This window comes from Polynucleobacter yangtzensis, from assembly GCF_001595965.1.
GTDB lineage: Bacteria > Pseudomonadota > Gammaproteobacteria > Burkholderiales > Burkholderiaceae > Polynucleobacter > Polynucleobacter yangtzensis.
This window is the reverse complement of sequence record NZ_LOJI01000022.1, coordinates 92236-107939: the sequence shown is the minus strand read 5'-3', so window position 1 is coordinate 107939 and position 15704 is coordinate 92236. Positions and strand designations below refer to the sequence as shown.

General features: G+C 45.4%; 17 protein-coding genes. 6 read left to right on the top strand and 11 right to left on the bottom strand.

Features of this window, described 5'->3' with window-relative positions:
- Positions 1-15 precede the first annotated feature (15 nt).
- Positions 16-906 (top strand): LysR family transcriptional regulator, encoded by an 891-nt coding sequence (locus JaK3_RS06355; RefSeq protein ID WP_068322323.1) that lies wholly within the window; start codon positions 16-18, stop codon positions 904-906.
- 157 nt (positions 907-1063) lie between these two features.
- Here the strand turns inward: JaK3_RS06355 and JaK3_RS06350 are convergent, their stop codons facing one another.
- The 9 genes from JaK3_RS06350 to uvrB all read right to left on the bottom strand — a co-directional run bounded on the left by JaK3_RS06350 (position 1064) and on the right by uvrB (position 9208).
- Entirely contained in the window at positions 1064-1492 is a 429-nt protein-coding gene (locus JaK3_RS06350) for a cupin domain-containing protein (protein ID WP_068322320.1), read from the bottom strand.
- Between the two features lie 18 nt (positions 1493-1510).
- Positions 1511-1849, bottom strand: coding sequence for an ISC system 2Fe-2S type ferredoxin (fdx, locus tag JaK3_RS06345; protein ID WP_068322318.1), 339 nt, complete (start codon positions 1847-1849; stop codon positions 1511-1513).
- A 42-nt stretch (positions 1850-1891) separates the two neighbouring features.
- On the bottom strand, positions 1892-3757 hold the full coding sequence (gene hscA, locus JaK3_RS06340; protein WP_068322316.1) for a Fe-S protein assembly chaperone HscA: 1866 nt from the start codon (positions 3755-3757) through the stop codon (positions 1892-1894).
- A 27-nt stretch (positions 3758-3784) separates the two neighbouring features.
- Positions 3785-4312, bottom strand: a complete 528-nt coding sequence (gene hscB, locus JaK3_RS06335; RefSeq protein WP_338091688.1) for a Fe-S protein assembly co-chaperone HscB — start codon at positions 4310-4312, stop codon at positions 3785-3787.
- Positions 4290-4613 (bottom strand): iron-sulfur cluster assembly protein IscA, encoded by a 324-nt coding sequence (gene iscA / locus JaK3_RS06330; protein ID WP_012357505.1) that lies wholly within the window; start codon positions 4611-4613, stop codon positions 4290-4292. Before iscA ends, hscB begins: the two co-directional genes overlap by 23 nt.
- 12 nt (positions 4614-4625) lie before the next feature.
- Complete coding sequence (gene iscU, locus JaK3_RS06325; RefSeq protein WP_068322308.1) at positions 4626-5012, bottom strand: Fe-S cluster assembly scaffold IscU; 387 nt, start codon at positions 5010-5012, stop codon at positions 4626-4628.
- Between the two features lie 33 nt (positions 5013-5045).
- Positions 5046-6305: an IscS subfamily cysteine desulfurase gene (locus JaK3_RS06320; protein WP_068322305.1), complete on the bottom strand. Its 1260-nt coding sequence runs from the start codon at positions 6303-6305 to the stop codon at positions 5046-5048.
- Positions 6306-6334: 29 nt separating this feature from the next.
- On the bottom strand, positions 6335-6904 hold the full coding sequence (locus tag JaK3_RS06315) for a Fe-S cluster assembly transcription factor (RefSeq protein WP_068322302.1): 570 nt from the start codon (positions 6902-6904) through the stop codon (positions 6335-6337).
- A 150-nt stretch (positions 6905-7054) separates the two neighbouring features.
- Positions 7055-9208, bottom strand: coding sequence for an excinuclease ABC subunit UvrB (gene uvrB, locus JaK3_RS06310; RefSeq protein ID WP_240480901.1), 2154 nt, complete (start codon positions 9206-9208; stop codon positions 7055-7057).
- A gap of 159 nt (positions 9209-9367) precedes the next feature.
- On the opposite strand from uvrB, the gene JaK3_RS06305 reads away from it, so the two are divergent.
- The 5 genes from JaK3_RS06305 to JaK3_RS06285 are packed head-to-tail and all read left to right on the top strand — an operon-like array spanning position 9368 to position 13694.
- Positions 9368-10567, top strand: a complete 1200-nt coding sequence (locus JaK3_RS06305; RefSeq protein WP_068322299.1) for an amino acid aminotransferase — start codon at positions 9368-9370, stop codon at positions 10565-10567.
- Positions 10568-10598: 31 nt separating this feature from the next.
- Complete coding sequence (locus JaK3_RS06300) at positions 10599-11879, top strand: polyhydroxyalkanoate depolymerase (protein WP_068322295.1); 1281 nt, start codon at positions 10599-10601, stop codon at positions 11877-11879.
- A gap of 54 nt (positions 11880-11933) precedes the next feature.
- Positions 11934-12620: an electron transport complex subunit RsxB gene (rsxB, locus tag JaK3_RS06295; RefSeq protein WP_068322292.1), complete on the top strand. Its 687-nt coding sequence runs from the start codon at positions 11934-11936 to the stop codon at positions 12618-12620.
- Complete coding sequence (nth, locus tag JaK3_RS06290; protein WP_068322284.1) at positions 12620-13276, top strand: endonuclease III; 657 nt, start codon at positions 12620-12622, stop codon at positions 13274-13276. The genes rsxB and nth overlap by 1 nt, the downstream gene beginning before the upstream one ends.
- Positions 13269-13694: a DUF1841 family protein gene (locus tag JaK3_RS06285; protein WP_068322552.1), complete on the top strand. Its 426-nt coding sequence runs from the start codon at positions 13269-13271 to the stop codon at positions 13692-13694. Before nth ends, JaK3_RS06285 begins: the two co-directional genes overlap by 8 nt.
- Here JaK3_RS06285 and JaK3_RS06280 read toward each other — a convergent pair.
- Entirely contained in the window at positions 13691-14131 is a 441-nt protein-coding gene (locus tag JaK3_RS06280; RefSeq protein WP_068322282.1) for an HIT family protein, read from the bottom strand. The two genes, JaK3_RS06285 and JaK3_RS06280, sit on opposite strands and share 4 nt — an antisense overlap.
- A gap of 107 nt (positions 14132-14238) precedes the next feature.
- Complete coding sequence (gene aceA, locus JaK3_RS06275; protein WP_068322277.1) at positions 14239-15537, bottom strand: isocitrate lyase; 1299 nt, start codon at positions 15535-15537, stop codon at positions 14239-14241.
- Positions 15538-15704: the final 167 nt, after the last annotated feature.

The window sequence follows — 15704 nt, the reverse complement described above, 5'->3', positions numbered from 1 at the left end:
ATTTATAATTGGCAGATGTCTAGCATCCGAATTCTCAAAAATTTCTTAGTAATAGCTCGCCACAAGAGTGTGGTATCAGCATCACGTGAAATAGGCCTCACTCCCGCAGCCGCTGGGCAGCAATTACAACTGCTAGAGCAAGAGATTGGAATTGAATTGTTTGATAGAACCAAACGCTCTCTTACGCTTAATAGCTATGGCCGATCTCTCATAGAGCCTATCCAAGAAATCATTGCACGCTATGAGGCCCTAGGATCAAATCTGAAAGCCAACCCTAGTGGGACGATTGTATTGGGCGCTCTTGTATCAACCCTCATGGGAGCCTTTGGAAAAACACTGAATGAGCTAAAGCAAAATTATTCAGAACTTGAGATCAAACTAATGGCTGGACTATCTAGCAATTTCTTGGACCAAGTAATTGACGGCAGCCTTGATGCCGCTATTGTCACGGAGTCTCCTTTTTCCTTGCCTCAAAATGTTCAATGGACTGAGCTATATAAAGAGCCTATGATTTTGATTTACCCAAGCACCAACAAGGTAAATAAAAGCCCTGGCAGTGGCAATAATGTATTACCTTTTATCCGCTTTGTCAGGGATACCTGGACAGGTCACCTAGTAGATCAAACAATTAAGGCCAACAAATTAACGATCCAAGAAGGAATGGAGCTAAATTCTGTAGAGGCAATTATTGAATTAGTTAGACAAGGACTTGGCTATTCGATCGTTCCTCAATTAGCAAACATTTCATGGTCTAAGGATCGACAACTCAGAATTGAGGATCTGCCAGGAAAAACCATCTATAGAAAAGTCGGGCTTCTTGAGCGGAAAAAACACATGCGACAAAACGTGACTCAAATTATCAAACAGCACTTTTTGTTAAACGCAACCAAAAAGCTAAAACCTTAAAGAAAAGCCACCCCGAAGGATGGCTCAAAAGATTTTTGGAGGTACTACCTAAAGAATGAACTACAAGTTCATATTACGCCTCTACAAATCCCAGATATTTAACGTATGCATTAATTAAGGCATAAATGCATCAAATTGGTGCATTTATGCCTTTATCTTATGGATTTGACTTCTTGATAGCTAGAGGTAAGCCTGCGGAAGTCGCATAAAAAACTACCAGCTCCACTGGAACATTGCCTGAATTAAACCCGTGGTGCCACTTATTGACCATCTCAACCACCACATCACCCTTCTTAAAGGTGCGCTGGATGCCACCCTCTTGAACAACGGTCAATTCACCATCAACGACATAAGCAGCATTAATTGCGGGGTGCTTATGAATCGGTAAGGCAGTGTTCGGAGGGATCATAAATTTCATTACCGCAACTTCAGGTGCAGATTGCAGATATGGCGGTAACGGACTACCAGTCCAGTCATTACCACTGCGAATCACTAATTCGGTTACTACGCCCGGATGACCTTCATCTGCATGAGCGAGGCCAAACACCCCAATAAACAAAATAAATGAATAAGTAAAAAATCTCATGCCAATCAGTTAATTGTTTTAGTGATTTTCTTTTGCGTGATTAATTGAATACTTTGGAATTTCAATCACTAAATCTTCTTTGGCCACAATAGCCTGGCAAGATAAACGAGATTGTGGATTAAGGCCCCAAGCTCGGTCCAACATATCCTCTTCATTTTCATCGGGAGGATTGAGACTCTGATACCCCTCTTTCACAATCACATGACAGGTAGTGCACGCGCAAACCATATCGCAAGCATGTTCAATTGGTATGTCATTCTCCAACAAAGCTTCACAAATTGAGGTTCCTGGAGAAACCTCGACAACTGCGCCCTCAGGGCAATATTCACTATGCGGCAATACAACGATTTGGGTCATGGTTTTGTTCCGCTTATTGGTTGATTTTTATTTTGTATTAAATCAGATTTCAGCTACATTCTTGCCGGAGAGAGCCTTTTGAATGCTGGCATTCATGCGTTTTTGCGCAAAATCATCTGTTGCTTTGGCGGCATGATCAACCGCCTTTCGTACAACATCGCTATCTGTCTCTTCATCCAAAATCTTTTGCAGGGTCACCATTTCTAGATCTATTGCCCTTTGCTCTTCTTCGTTAAGTAAAGTGCGATCACTATCGAGCGCTGTTTGCACTGCATCGAGCAAGCGCCGTGCATTCACTTGCTCTTCACGCAATGATCTAGAAAGCAAATCTTCTTTGGCGGATGCAAAACCATCTTGGAGCATGCGCGTAATCTCAGCATCTGTTAAACCATATGAAGGCTTGATATCAATAGAGGCTTTTACGCCAGAACCTTGCTCGGTGGCGCTCACTGATAAGAGGCCATCTGCATCCACCTGGAAAGTCACCCGGATACGCGCAGCACCCGCAGCCATTGCAGGGATGCCACGCAACTCAAACTTACCTAGTGAACGACAATCTTGCGCCAACTCACGCTCACCCTGCACCACCTGTATAGCCAAAGCAGTTTGACCATCTTTAAAGGTTGTGAAGTCCTGCGCTCTAGCCACCGGAATCGGCGTATTACGAGGAATGATCTTCTCCACTAAACCACCCATGGTCTCAATACCAAGCGAAAGCGGAATCACATCCAATAAGAGCCATTCATCATCTTTACTCTGGTTACCTGCGAGTAAATCCGCCTGCATCGCGGCACCTAAAGCAACCACTTGATCGGGATTCAGGTTGTTTAATGGTTTCGTACCAAATAACTCGCCAACGGCTCGCTGCACATTTGGCATACGAGTGGAGCCGCCCACCATCACCACGCCCTTAACATCCTCAGCTTTGAGTCCAGCATCACGCAGTGCTTTTTTACAAGCCATCAAAGTCTTAGTAACTAAATTCTGAGTAATCTCAAAGAATTGGGCCTGGCTAATACCGACATTTACCACCGTACCATCGGCAAGTGTCTCATGCACACGCGCTAAGGGATTATGACTGAGTTGTTCTTTAGAATGCTTACAGGCCTGCAAGAGCGTACGATGATCATGTATTGATAGTGGCGGAAGCTTAGCTTGCTCAATGACCCAGCAATACAAGCGATGATCAAAGTCATCACCGCCTAGAGCAGAGTCACCCCCAGTAGAAAGAACTTCGAAGACACCTCTACTCATACGTAGTATGGAAATATCAAAGGTGCCACCACCTAAATCGTAGACGGCGTATACGCCTTCCGAGGCATTGTCTAAGCCATAGGCAATTGCAGCAGCAGTTGGCTCGTTCAATAAACGGAGAACTTCAATGCCAGCTAATTTCGCAGCATCTTTCGTTGCCTGACGCTGTGCATCATCAAAGTATGCAGGGACTGTAATGACGGCACCGACGATTTCATCATTAACGGAGTCTTCCGCCAACTGACGCAAGCGCGCCAAGATTTCTGCAGAGACTTCAATAGGGCTTTTATCGCCAGCTACTGTTCTTAACTTGAGCATTCCAGGTTGATCAACGAAATCATATGGAGCACTTTCAATATGCTCCACATCGAGCAAGCCTCTGCCCATAAAACGTTTCACCGAAACAATCGTATTCTTTGGATCAAGCACAACACTTTCAAGCGCCTCAAATCCAGCTTGAGTCCTACCATTGGGCAGGTAACGAATAACAGATGGAAGCAGCTCGCGTCCCTGGGAATCTGGCAACACCTTTGGCAAAGCATCACGCACAATTGCCACCAAAGAATTAGTGGTTCCCAAATCAATACCAACAGCAATACGGCGCTGATGTGGCGCTAGCGATTTACCGGGTTCTGAGATTTGTAATAAGGCCATAGAAGGTAGAGTGTAGCTGGTATGCGCCTAGATTAAGGCCGCAATAGTGTCATCAAGCTCAACCGCGAACTTATCAATGAAGAGCAGGCCTCGAAGTAGCTCTGCTGCGCGCTGATAATTCTTGGCGCCGTCGATTGCCTGGGTAATTTCAACAATGGTCTCAGCTTTAGATTCCTCAACTTCTTCCATCAAGGCTTCAAGCGCAGGTAAATCTTCTTCTTGCTCATCCAAACTCTCTCGCCACTCCATTTGCTTCATGAGAAAAGCGGCAGGCATGGCGGTATTGGTTTCTAGCTTGGCATCAACCCCATGAAGCTGGCAAATATATAAGCCGCGTTGAATGGGATTCTTAAGGGTCTGAAAGGCGGTATTAGCCAAGGTTGCCATTTGCATAGCAATGCGTTGCTCTGAATCACTGCCGCGAGCATGGCGATCAGGATGTACTTCCCTCTGAATCGCTAGATACGCCTGATCTAGAGCAGGCAAATCGATATTGAATTGCTGATTTAATCCAAAGAAGCGAAAGTAATCGTCAGACGCGGAAAGATTCGCCACAACCACACTCATCTTTTACGTTTGGATTTTGAAACTTAAAGCCTTCGTTCAAACCCTCACGCACAAAATCTAACTCAGTACCATCTAAGTAAGCCAGACTTTTTGGATCTACAAATACCTTAATACCATTGGACTCAAATACCTGGTCCTCAGCAGCGGGCTCATCAACATACTCGAGTTGATATGCTAAGCCAGAGCAGCCTGTTGTACGAACACCCAAGCGCAAGCCACAACCTTTACCGCGCTTTTCTAAATTGCGGTTAACGTGTGCAGCTGCTTTGTCAGTTAAGGTGATTGCCATAGTTATGCCCGCTTATTTCGCTGGATGCTTTTCTTTGTAATCGGCTACTGCCGCTTTGATCGCATCTTCAGCCAGAATTGAGCAGTGAATTTTCACTGGAGGCAATGCTAACTCTTCGGCGATCAAGGAGTTCTTGATCTCAAGCGCTTGATCCAAAGTCTTACCTTTAACCCATTCGGTTACCAATGAAGAAGAAGCGATCGCAGAGCCACAGCCGTAAGTCTTGAACTTGGCATCTTCAATCACACCCTGATCATTTACGCGAATCTGTAGCTTCATCACGTCACCACATGCGGGTGCGCCAACCATTCCGGTACCTACGCTGTCATCCCCTTTTTCAAAGGAGCCAACGTTACGGGGATTTTCATAATGGTCAATGACCTTTTCGCTATATGCCATGGTATTTCCTCTTTAATTTCTTTATCTATTTCTTTAGTGTGCAGCCCATTGAATCGTGCTCAGATCGATTCCATCTTTGTACATTTCCCACAGTGGTGATAGCTCACGTAACTTGGCAATTTTTTCTTTCACCAACTTGATAGTGAAATCCACTTCTTCTTCAGTAGTAAAGCGGCCCAAGGTAAAGCGAATTGAGCTGTGTGCCAATTCATCATTACGGCCAAGAGCCCTTAATACATAAGAAGGCTCTAAAGATGCTGAAGTACATGCTGATCCAGAGGAAATAGCCAAATCTTTCAGGGCCATCAACATAGACTCACCCTCAACATAGTTAAAGCTAATGTTCAGGTTGTGAGGCACTCGATTGTCCATGTCACCATTGACATAAACCTCTTCAATATCCTTCAAGCCATTTAACAAGCGATCGCGTAAGGCGCGAATACGCTTATTTTCTGAGGCCATATCGATACGAGCAATGCGGAATGCCTCGCCCATACCGACAATCTGGTGAACCGCCAAAGTACCAGAACGCATACCGCGCTCATGACCACCACCATGAATCTGGGCCTCAATACGAATACGGGGTTTACGGCGAACAAACAAAGCGCCGATCCCTTTAGGGCCATAAGTCTTATGAGCTGAAAAGCTCATTAAATCTACTTTGGTCTTTTCTAAATCAATTTCTACTTTGCCGGTTGCTTGCGCTGCATCCACATGAAAAATAACGCCACGTGAACGGCATAATTCACCAATCGCAGGAATATCTTGTACAACTCCAATTTCATTGTTGACGTACATTACTGAAGCCAAAATTGTGCCAGGCTTCATCGCTGCTTCGAGCTGCGCAAAATCAATCAAGCCGTTCGGCAATACATCCAAGTAAGTCACTTCAAAACCTTCGCGCTCTAATTCGCGACAAGTATCTAAAGTCGCCTTGTGCTCAGTCTTTACTGTGATGATGTGGTTACCGCGATCTTTGTAGAAATGCGCTGCACCTTTTAATGCCAAATTAATACTCTCGGTGGCACCACTGGTAAACACAATTTCTCTTGGATCAGCATGAACTAAGAGAGCAACCTCTGAACGCGCCCACTCAACTGCCTCTTCTGCAGCCCAGCCATAAGCATGACTGCGTGAAGCAGCATTACCAAACTGCTCGCGCAGATATGGCAACATTTTATCGACCACTACTGGATCAATCGGCGTAGTAGCTGAATAGTCCATATACACAGGGAAGTGTTTAGGGCTAAACATAGGAACCGGTTGTTTTGGAAGGTCTTTTGGTGCGTTCATGGTTTATTTATCTATAGGTAATGCTGTTATTAACTTTGTCGCGCCAAGTTGAATACGGAATTCACCAGCGGTAATTTAGGAGCAACATCTTTTTTGACTGCAAGTGCTGGAGTCGGCTTATCTGCTTTAGCACTTTCAACTTTGATTTTCTTTTGGCGCATATCTTGAATCACGACGCCGCGGCCTTCTTGTTGCTGGACTAAATCTTTTAGGCTCACTGAACTGAGGTACTCAACCATCTTGGAATTGAGATTGCTCCAAAGATCATGAGTCATGCAACGACCATGATTTTCTTCATCGCTATGACAATTGCCTTTGCCGCCGCATTGAGTGGCATCGAGAGGTTCATCAACAGCAACAATAATATCTGCAACACTCACCTCGGAAGATGGTCGTGCTAGGGTGTAACCACCGCCAGGTCCGCGAGTACTTTCCACGATATTGAAACGGCGTAATTTGCCGAACAATTGCTCGAGGTAAGAAAGGGATATTTTTTGTCTTTGGCTAATTCCGGCCAAAGTTACAGGACCATGCGTTTCACGCAGGGCTAAATCAATCATTGCGGTTACTGCAAAACGACCTTTAGTTGTAAGTCTCATATGTCACCTTGGTAATGGATTGTTATGGACAGCTCACAGTCGGGCGGGTAATACCCGACCATTCCACTCAACTTTAACATAATCCCTAGCAATCTGCTCGGGAATTATCCCAAAAATCCCTCTTACAAGCCAGGAATTAAGGTGCAACCCTCAGACTGAGTCCCTGGATCTAGCTCCAAAGGCCATTTCTTTGACCTTAGTGAGCCTATCTCGAGTGCTGGCAGCCTTCTCAAACTCTAAATTCTTGGCTTCAGCGTTCATTTGCTTCTCTAGGCGCTTAATCTCAGCCGCTAGGTCCTTCTCGCCCATATCCTCATAGCGAGCCCGCTCCTGCTCAACCTGCATCTCCTGACGCTTCTCTTTGACGTCATAAACCCCATCAATAATGTCTTTAATGCGCTTTTGAACCCCCTTGGGCTCAATGCCATGAAGCTTATTAAAGGCAATCTGCTTGGTACGGCGCCTTTCGGTCTCCCCCATTGCCCTGCGCATGGAGTCCGTAATCTTATCGGCGTACAAGATCGCTTTGCCTCGGACGTTTCGAGCAGCTCGGCCAATCGTCTGGATCAAGCTGCGCTCTGAACGCAAGAAACCTTCTTTATCGGCATCCAAAATTGCGACCAAGGAGACCTCTGGAATATCCAAACCTTCGCGCAATAAGTTAATACCAACCAACACATCGAAGACACCTAAACGCAAGTCACGCAAAATTTCTACGCGCTCGACCGTATCAATATCCGAGTGTACGTATCGCACCTTTACGCCGTTATCGGATAGGTAGTCAGTTAATTGTTCCGCCATACGCTTGGTCAATACAGTAACCAATACGCGCTCACCTACTTTGACGCGCGCATGAATTTGATCCAATAAATCATCTACCTGCGTGCTTGCTGGCAAGACTTCAATTTCCGGATCGACTAATCCAGTAGGTCTAGCTACTTGTTCAACAACTTGACCTTGATGCGTATTTTCATAATCTGCTGGCGTTGCAGAAACAAAAATGGTTTGACGCATCTTCGTTTCAAACTCGGTAAATTTGAGTGGACGGTTATCCATCGCAGAAGGTAAACGGAAACCAAACTCTACCAAAGTATGTTTACGCGATTTATCGCCGTTATACATCGCATTAAGCTGTCCAATTAAGACGTGGCTTTCATCAAGGAACATCAAAGCATCATTAGGTAGGTAGTCAACCAGCGTAGGCGGAGCTTCGCCAGGAGCGGCGCCAGAGAGGTGGCGCGAGTAGTTCTCGATCCCTTTGCAAAAACCCAATTCATTGAGCATTTCTAAATCAAAGCGGGTGCGTTGCTCAAGACGTTGCGCTTCAACTAACTTACCGTCTTTAACAAATTCATCCAAGCGAGTGCGCAATTCTGTTTTGATTGTTTCGATCGCTTTCAGAACAGTGTCGCGCGGAGTAACGTAGTGGGAACTTGGGTAAACCGTAAAGCGTGGGATCTTCTGACGAATTTTTCCAGTGAGAGGATCGAAGAATTGCAAACTTTCGATAACGTCATCAAACAACTCAACGCGCACCGCCAACTCATTATGTTCAGCAGGGAAAATATCAATCGTGTCGCCGCGCACTCTAAATACACCGCGCTTGAAATCTAATTCATTACGGTCGTACTGCATAGCAATGAGTCGCATCAAAATATCGCGCTGACTCATCTTGTCACCAGGGCGCAATGTCATCACCATGCTGTGATAGTCGCCCGGATTACCGATACCGTAGATTGCAGAAACAGTGGCAACGATGATGACGTCACGACGCTCTAAAAGACTCTTGGTTGCCGACAAACGCATCTGCTCGATGTGTTCATTAATTGAAGAGTCTTTTTCTATGAAGAGATCGCGCTGAGGTACGTAGGCCTCAGGCTGGTAATAGTCGTAATAACTTACAAAGTACTCAACCGCGTTTTTGGGGAAAAACTCCCTAAATTCACTGTAGAGCTGGGCGGCTAGGGTCTTATTTGGGGCAAAAATGATGGCTGGTCGACCTGTTCTGGCGATCACATTTGCCATCGTGAAGGTCTTTCCGGACCCAGTAACCCCTAAAAGCGTCTGAAAGGTCAATCCATCCTCTATACCCTCCACCAGGGCATCAATTGCCTGGGGCTGGTCTCCAGCAGGTGCAAATGGCTGATAGAGCTGATAAGGGGAGTCCGGGAAGGTCACAAACTTCGCTGGATCCAGGTCGTGACCGACCTCACCCAAGGGATCTGCCGCAGGGTTTTTATTTACCGTTTTTACTTCGGAATTTGGAGCAACTTTAGGCAACTTAGGGGGCATCTCGGCTATCATTTCACCTGTGAGATTTCTTCACAGCGAATTTTGTACAAACATTGATTTTGCCGTTTTTCTTAGGAAATAGTTGATTCTGGCCTCAAAAACCGACAATTAAACTGAATTTAACGTCAATTACGAACAAAACCACCCTATAACCCTCAATTTCAAGCCCAAATGACCCTGTTTGCCTCAGTTCAATTAGCCCCTAAAGATCCTATTTTTGGCCTCACAGAAGCCTACGTTGCAGACCAACGCGCCGACAAGGTGAACTTAGGCGTTGGCGTGTATTACACAGACGAAGGCAAGGTTCCACTTTTAAAGGCAGTAATTAAAGCTGAAGAGGCAATTGTTGCAAAGCACTCACCTCGCAGTTACATCCCTATTGAGGGACCAAACCCATACAACAGTGCAGTGCAAAACTTATTGTTTGGCGCTGACTCATCACTCATCAAAGATGGACGTGTTGTAACCGCCGAATGTTTGGGTGGCACTGGCGCCTTACGCGTTGGCGCTGACTTTATTAAACGTCTCAACTTAAATGCACCTTGCGCGATTAGCAATCCTACTTGGGAAAACCATCGCGGCATTTTTGAATCTGCTGGATTTGAAGTAGTTGAATACACCTACTTCGATGGCAAAACTCGTGGTGTTGATTTTGACGGCATGGTGAAGTCCTTAGAGTCTTTCCCAAAGAACACCACCGTGTTGTTACACGCTTGCTGCCACAACCCAACTGGCGCAGACATTACTGAAGCGCAATGGCGTCAAGTAATCGATATATGCAAAAACAAAAGCTTGATTCCTTTCTTGGATATGGCTTACCAAGGCTTTGCGGCTGGGATTGAGCAAGACGGTGTTGCAGTTCGTCTCTTTGCTGAATCAGGCATGTCTTTCTTTGTATCGAGCTCTTTCTCCAAGTCATTCTCACTCTATGGTGAACGTGTTGGCGCATTGTCTATCGTGACACAAAGCAAAGATGAATCTACTCGCGTACTTTCACAATTGAAACGCGTGATTCGTACCAACTACTCCAATCCACCAACTCACGGCGCGGCAATTGCTGCTGCTGTTTTGAATTCACCAGAACTGCGCAAGCTCTGGGAAGATGAGTTGGCAGAAATGCGTGATCGCATTAAAGCGATGCGTCACGGTCTCGTTGAAAAACTCGCTGCTGCCGGTGTGAAGCAAGATTTTGCTTTTATCGAGAAGCAGCGTGGAATGTTTTCTTACTCAGGCTTAACGGCCGAGCAAGTTGAGCGCTTACAGAAAGAAGATGGCATTTATGCCCTCTCTACTGGACGCATTTGTGTGGCAGCCCTCAATACTAAAAATATTGATAAAGTGGCTAAAGCAATCGCCCGCGTCTTAGCGTAACAAGCGGATATCCTGAATTACCGGAGGCACCATGCTATATCAGTTACACGAATTTCAAAAAGCCCTACTTCAACCAGTTAGTTCATGGGCAAGAGCTGCTTCAGAAGCTTTTATTAATGCTTCTAATCCTGCTTCTAAAGTTCCAGGATCTGACCGTTTAGCAGCTAGCTATGAACTCCTCTACCGCTTGGGCAAAGATTACAAGAAGCCAGAATTTGGCATTCGCTCTGTAATGGCACATGGTAAAGAAGTTGCCATCCATGAAAGAACTGCAGTTGCAAAACCATTTTGTAACTTAGTACGCTTCAAGCGCTTCTCTGATGATGTCGAGGTTATTAAGAAACTTAAAGAAGATCCAGTTGTATTAATTGTTGCCCCGTTATCTGGACATCACTCCACATTGTTGCGTGACACTGTGCGCACACTCCTGCAAGATCACAAGGTTTACATCACCGATTGGATTGATGCACGCTTGGTTCCAGTTGAAGATGGTGAATTTGGTCTTGATGACTACGTCCACTACGTACAAGAATTCATTCGCACCATTGGCGCAAAAGATTTACATGTGATTTCCGTTTGCCAACCAACAGTTCCCACTCTAGGCGCAATCTCATTAATGGCATCAGCTGGTGAAGCAACTCCAGCTTCGATGATCATGATGGGTGGTCCAATTGATGCACGCAAATCACCAACTGCAGTAAATAACTTGGCAGACCAAAAATCTTACGAATGGTTTGAAAGTCACGTGATTTATAACGTTCCGCCCAACTATCCAGGCGCTGGCCGTCGTGTATACCCAGGCTTCTTGCAGCACACAGGCTTTATCGCCATGAACCCGCAAAATCATTTGCAGTCCCATTGGGATTACTTCCAAAACTTAGTACGCGGCGACGAACAGGATGCTGAAGCACATATTCGTTTCTATGATGAGTACAACGCTGTATTAGATTTGGACTCCAAGTTCTACTTAGACACCATCAAGACTGTTTTCCAAGACTATTCATTGCCAAATGGCACATGGAAAGTTGCTGGCGAACTCGTGAAACCACAGGACATTAAAAAGACTGCGCTTTTGACTGTTGAAGGTGAGTTGGATGACATCTCTGGAAGCGGCCAAACACGTTCAGCCCATGCTTTATGTGCGGGCATCCCAAAAGAGAATAAAGACCACTATGAAGTTGCTGGTGCAGGACACTACGGCATCTTTGCTGGACGTCGTTGGCGCGAGAAGGTTTATCCAAAGATTAAGACGTTCATTCGTGAACATCAGAACACGAAGAAAACTGCTACTCGGACTACCAAGTCTGCATAAATTAAGGGCTCTTCGGAGCCTTTAATTTTAATAAGAACCCCGCAAGCAATTTCCATGAGCCAAGCCAATAAACTCGTTGATCAACTTGAGGATATTCTTCCGCAAACGCAATGCACTAAGTGCGGCTACCCAGATTGCCGTGGTTACGCAGAGGCCATGGCGAGTGGCGAAGCCCTACCAAATCGCTGCCCTCCCGGCGGCATAGAGGGCATTGAACGCCTAAGCAAGGTTCTGATACCTATATACCCACAAGATGCATTTGAACTTCACCCCACCATTGATCCAGAATGCGGCGTAGAACGCCCCCGTCCAGTAGCGTTTATCGACCCGCAGAAATGTATTGGCTGCACGTTATGTATTCAGGCATGCCCTGTTGATGCGATTGTTGGTGCCTCTAAACAAATGCACGTTGTGCTGACTGAGTGGTGTACGGGCTGCGACCTCTGCATTCCACCATGTCCTGTTGATTGCATCAGCATGATTAATGTCACTGGAGATAAAACTGGTTGGGATGCTTGGTCACCCGATCTTGCTGATATCGCACGCAAGCGCTATCACGAACGTGACATACGACTAGATCGAGAGCAAAAAGATAATGATGATCGACTCGCCAAAAAGGCTGCTACTAAATTGCAGTCCGTTAACAGTGAATCACCCCAATCTGAAGAAGAATTAAAAGAGCAAGAACGCAAACGCGCCATCATTGCTGCGGCTATCGCACGCGCACAAGAAAAGAAATGATGAATCTAGAAAAGCGTCGTGCTTTTTTTGAGCAGCTCAAAGCGAATAATCCCAAACCAGAAACTGAGCTGGAATATAGCTCGCCATTTGAGCTCTTAATTGCGGTACTGCTATCCGCTCAAGCGACCGATGTATCGGTGAACAAGGGGACACGCAAGCTCTATAAGGTTGCCAATACGCCACAGGCCCTGTTAGATCTTGGTGAGGAAGGTGTTAGACCCTACATTCAGCATATTGGTTTATTTAATTCCAAAGGCAAACATATTCAAGAAACTTGCCGACTACTCTTAGAAAAACACGGTGGTGAAGTACCTCAGACTCGCGAAGAACTAGAGGCGCTACCTGGTGTCGGCAGAAAAACTGCGAACGTTATTCTGAATACCGCTTTTGGACAGCCCACCATCGCTGTCGATACTCACATTTTTAGAGTATCCAACCGAACAGGTCTAGCACCTGGCAAAGATGTTGTGAAAGTAGAAGAGCAATTACTCAAACGTGTACCTAAAGAATACTTATTAGATGCCCATCATTGGCTTATTCTGCACGGTAGATATACCTGTAAGGCGCGCAACCCAGATTGTGCACAATGCATAGTTGAGCCACTATGCGGCTTCAAACAAAAGACTGGCAAAGGAAAAGTTCGTGGCGATATTTAACCCAACTCGTGAAGAAGTGCGTCGCTTTTTCTGTGACACCTGGAAGAAGAAGACTGAGAATCAGATTCTTGATCCGATGGAAACGCTTGCCAGCGATTGGATGGTTGAACACCCTGAATATCACGACCTCCTTGCTGATCCTGAAGGCGCCTTAGATCAGGATTACACGCCTGAACGCGGTGAAACTAATCCCTTCTTGCATTTATCGATGCATCTGTCCATTAGCGAGCAGATCTCAATTAATCAGCCCCCTGGCATCAAAGAGATTGCTGATAAGTTATCGCAAAAGCTTGGCTCTATGCATGAAGCACAACACGTCATGATGGAATGTCTAGGACAAGTTATGTGGGAAGCGCAGCGTGAAGGACAGCCGCTGAGCCCAGAAAATTATCTTGAGGCTCTTAAAAAACTAGCTTAAGAAAGATTGGCAATGACAGACTTAATAGCTGCCGGCAATTCTTGAGATTTTTTTCTTCTGGCTTCCAATGTAGATGCTTTCGTTTCTTGAGTCTTCTTAGACCAAGCGGATCCAGGAAAAAAAGCATCATCTTTAAATCTGGGAATAACGTGCCAATGAATATGGGGAACCATATTACCTAAGGCAGCAATATTGACCTTATCAGGGTGCATTACGTGACGCACAGCCTCTTCAACGGCAAAGACTAAGGTCATGAGGTGATCGCGCTCACCATGACTGAGATCAGTCATCTCGGCCACATGACGATTCCAGATCACTCTACAAAAACCAGGTAGATCGGGATCATTCACCATGGTGACTCGACAGTCATCACCGCGCCAAATAAGTTGCCCCTCTTCGGGCTTGAGTTCGTCTTTACAGAGTACGCAATTAGTCATGGAAAGAATGTAAACGAAAACGGCATCTAAGTCACCCTTGTGGGGTAATTTAGATGCCGCGGCAGTATTGGTGTGTTACTGCTTACTACGTACTACTTAGGGATTTCTTAGTGGAACTGCTCTTCTTCAGTAGAACCAGTCAATGCAGTTACAGAAGACTTACCACCTTGGATAACAGTAGTTACATCATCGAAGTAACCAGTACCAACTTCTTGCTGATGTGAAACGAATGTGTAACCACGATCACGAGCAGCAAATTCTGGCTCTTGCACTTTTTCGATGTATGCAGTCATACCGCGCTGCATGTAGTCTTGTGCCAAGTCAAACATGTTGTACCACATAGAGTGGATACCAGCCAATGTGATGAACTGATACTTATAACCCATGGCACCTAATTCACGTTGGAATTTAGCAATGGTTGCGTCGTCCAAGTTCTTCTTCCAGTTGAAAGATGGTGAGCAGTTGTAAGCCAACATCTTGCCTGGGAACTTCGCACGAATTGCTTCGGCAAACTGACGAGCAAACTCGAGGTCAGGAGTACCTGTTTCACACCAAACCATATCAGCGTAAGCAGCGTATGCCAAACCACGTGAGATCGCTTGATCCAAGCCTTTACGTGTCTTATAGAAGCCTTCAGCTGTGCGCTCGCCTGTCAAGAATGGCTTGTCATTTGCATCGTAATCAGATGTCAACAAGTCAGCAGCTTCAGCATCAGTACGAGCCAAAATGATAGTTGGAACACCCATTACGTCAGCAGCTAAACGTGCAGAGATCAATTTTTGTACAGATTCTGTAGTTGGCAACAATACCTTGCCACCCAAGTGACCGCACTTCTTAACAGATGACAATTGGTCCTCAAAGTGAACACCAGCAGCGCCTTGCTTGATCAATGCTTTGCTTAATTCGAATGCATTCAATACACCACCGAAACCGGCTTCAGCATCGGCAACGATTGGTGCGAAATACTCGATATAACCTGGATCACCTTTATTGATGCCTTTAGCTGTTTGAATTTCGTCAGCGCGTTGGAATGAGTTATTGATACGCTCAACCATCTTTGGTACTGAATCAACTGGATACAAAGATTGATCTGGGTACATAGCTGCATATGAATTGCCGTCAGCAGCAACTTGCCAACCTGACAAGTAAATTGCCTGAACGCCAGCCTTAACCTGTTGCATTGCTTGGCCACCAGTCAAAGCGCCTAAACAGTTAACGTAAGCTTCATTGTTTACCAAATCCCAAAGACGCTCTGCGCCATGCTTAGCTAAAGTGTGTTCAATCTTTAATGAGCCACGAAGACGTACAACGTCCTCAGCTGTATAGCCACGTGTAATACCTTTCCAGCGTGGATTGGTATCCCAGTCCTTTTGTAGTGCTGCGATTTCTGCTTTGCGATCTGCCATGTTTTTCTCCCTAAGTTAAACAAGTACTTCAAAATTTGAGGACTCTTAAGACCAGTTCAAGTCTTATGTCTTATATAAGAGTTTAGACAGTTCAAAAAAGCAAGCAAGCGAAATATGGGATATTTTTAAAAATATTTAGTTATTTAAATTCAATAACTTAAAGTTAT

What these genes read in the sequence shown, in the direction of transcription:
- JaK3_RS06355 (WP_068322323.1), top strand. Translation starts at nt 16, where the DNA reads ATGTCTAGCATCCGAATTCTCAAAAATTTCTTAGTAATAGCTCGCCAC.
- JaK3_RS06350 (WP_068322320.1), bottom strand. Translation starts at nt 1,492, where the DNA reads ATGAGATTTTTTACTTATTCATTTATTTTGTTTATTGGGGTGTTTGGC.
- fdx (WP_068322318.1), bottom strand. Translation starts at nt 1,849, where the DNA reads ATGACCCAAATCGTTGTATTGCCGCATAGTGAATATTGCCCTGAGGGC.
- hscA (WP_068322316.1), bottom strand. Translation starts at nt 3,757, where the DNA reads ATGGCCTTATTACAAATCTCAGAACCCGGTAAATCGCTAGCGCCACAT.
- iscA (WP_012357505.1), bottom strand. Translation starts at nt 4,613, where the DNA reads ATGGCAATCACCTTAACTGACAAAGCAGCTGCACACGTTAACCGCAAT.
- iscU (WP_068322308.1), bottom strand. Translation starts at nt 5,012, where the DNA reads ATGGCATATAGCGAAAAGGTCATTGACCATTATGAAAATCCCCGTAAC.
- JaK3_RS06320 (WP_068322305.1), bottom strand. Translation starts at nt 6,305, where the DNA reads ATGAACGCACCAAAAGACCTTCCAAAACAACCGGTTCCTATGTTTAGC.
- JaK3_RS06315 (WP_068322302.1), bottom strand. Translation starts at nt 6,904, where the DNA reads ATGAGACTTACAACTAAAGGTCGTTTTGCAGTAACCGCAATGATTGAT.
- uvrB (WP_240480901.1), bottom strand. Translation starts at nt 9,208, where the DNA reads ATGATAGCCGAGATGCCCCCTAAGTTGCCTAAAGTTGCTCCAAATTCC.
- JaK3_RS06305 (WP_068322299.1), top strand. Translation starts at nt 9,368, where the DNA reads ATGACCCTGTTTGCCTCAGTTCAATTAGCCCCTAAAGATCCTATTTTT.
- JaK3_RS06300 (WP_068322295.1), top strand. Translation starts at nt 10,599, where the DNA reads ATGCTATATCAGTTACACGAATTTCAAAAAGCCCTACTTCAACCAGTT.
- rsxB (WP_068322292.1), top strand. Translation starts at nt 11,934, where the DNA reads ATGAGCCAAGCCAATAAACTCGTTGATCAACTTGAGGATATTCTTCCG.
- nth (WP_068322284.1), top strand. Translation starts at nt 12,620, where the DNA reads ATGAATCTAGAAAAGCGTCGTGCTTTTTTTGAGCAGCTCAAAGCGAAT.
- JaK3_RS06280 (WP_068322282.1), bottom strand. Translation starts at nt 14,131, where the DNA reads ATGACTAATTGCGTACTCTGTAAAGACGAACTCAAGCCCGAAGAGGGG.
- aceA (WP_068322277.1), bottom strand. Translation starts at nt 15,537, where the DNA reads ATGGCAGATCGCAAAGCAGAAATCGCAGCACTACAAAAGGACTGGGAT.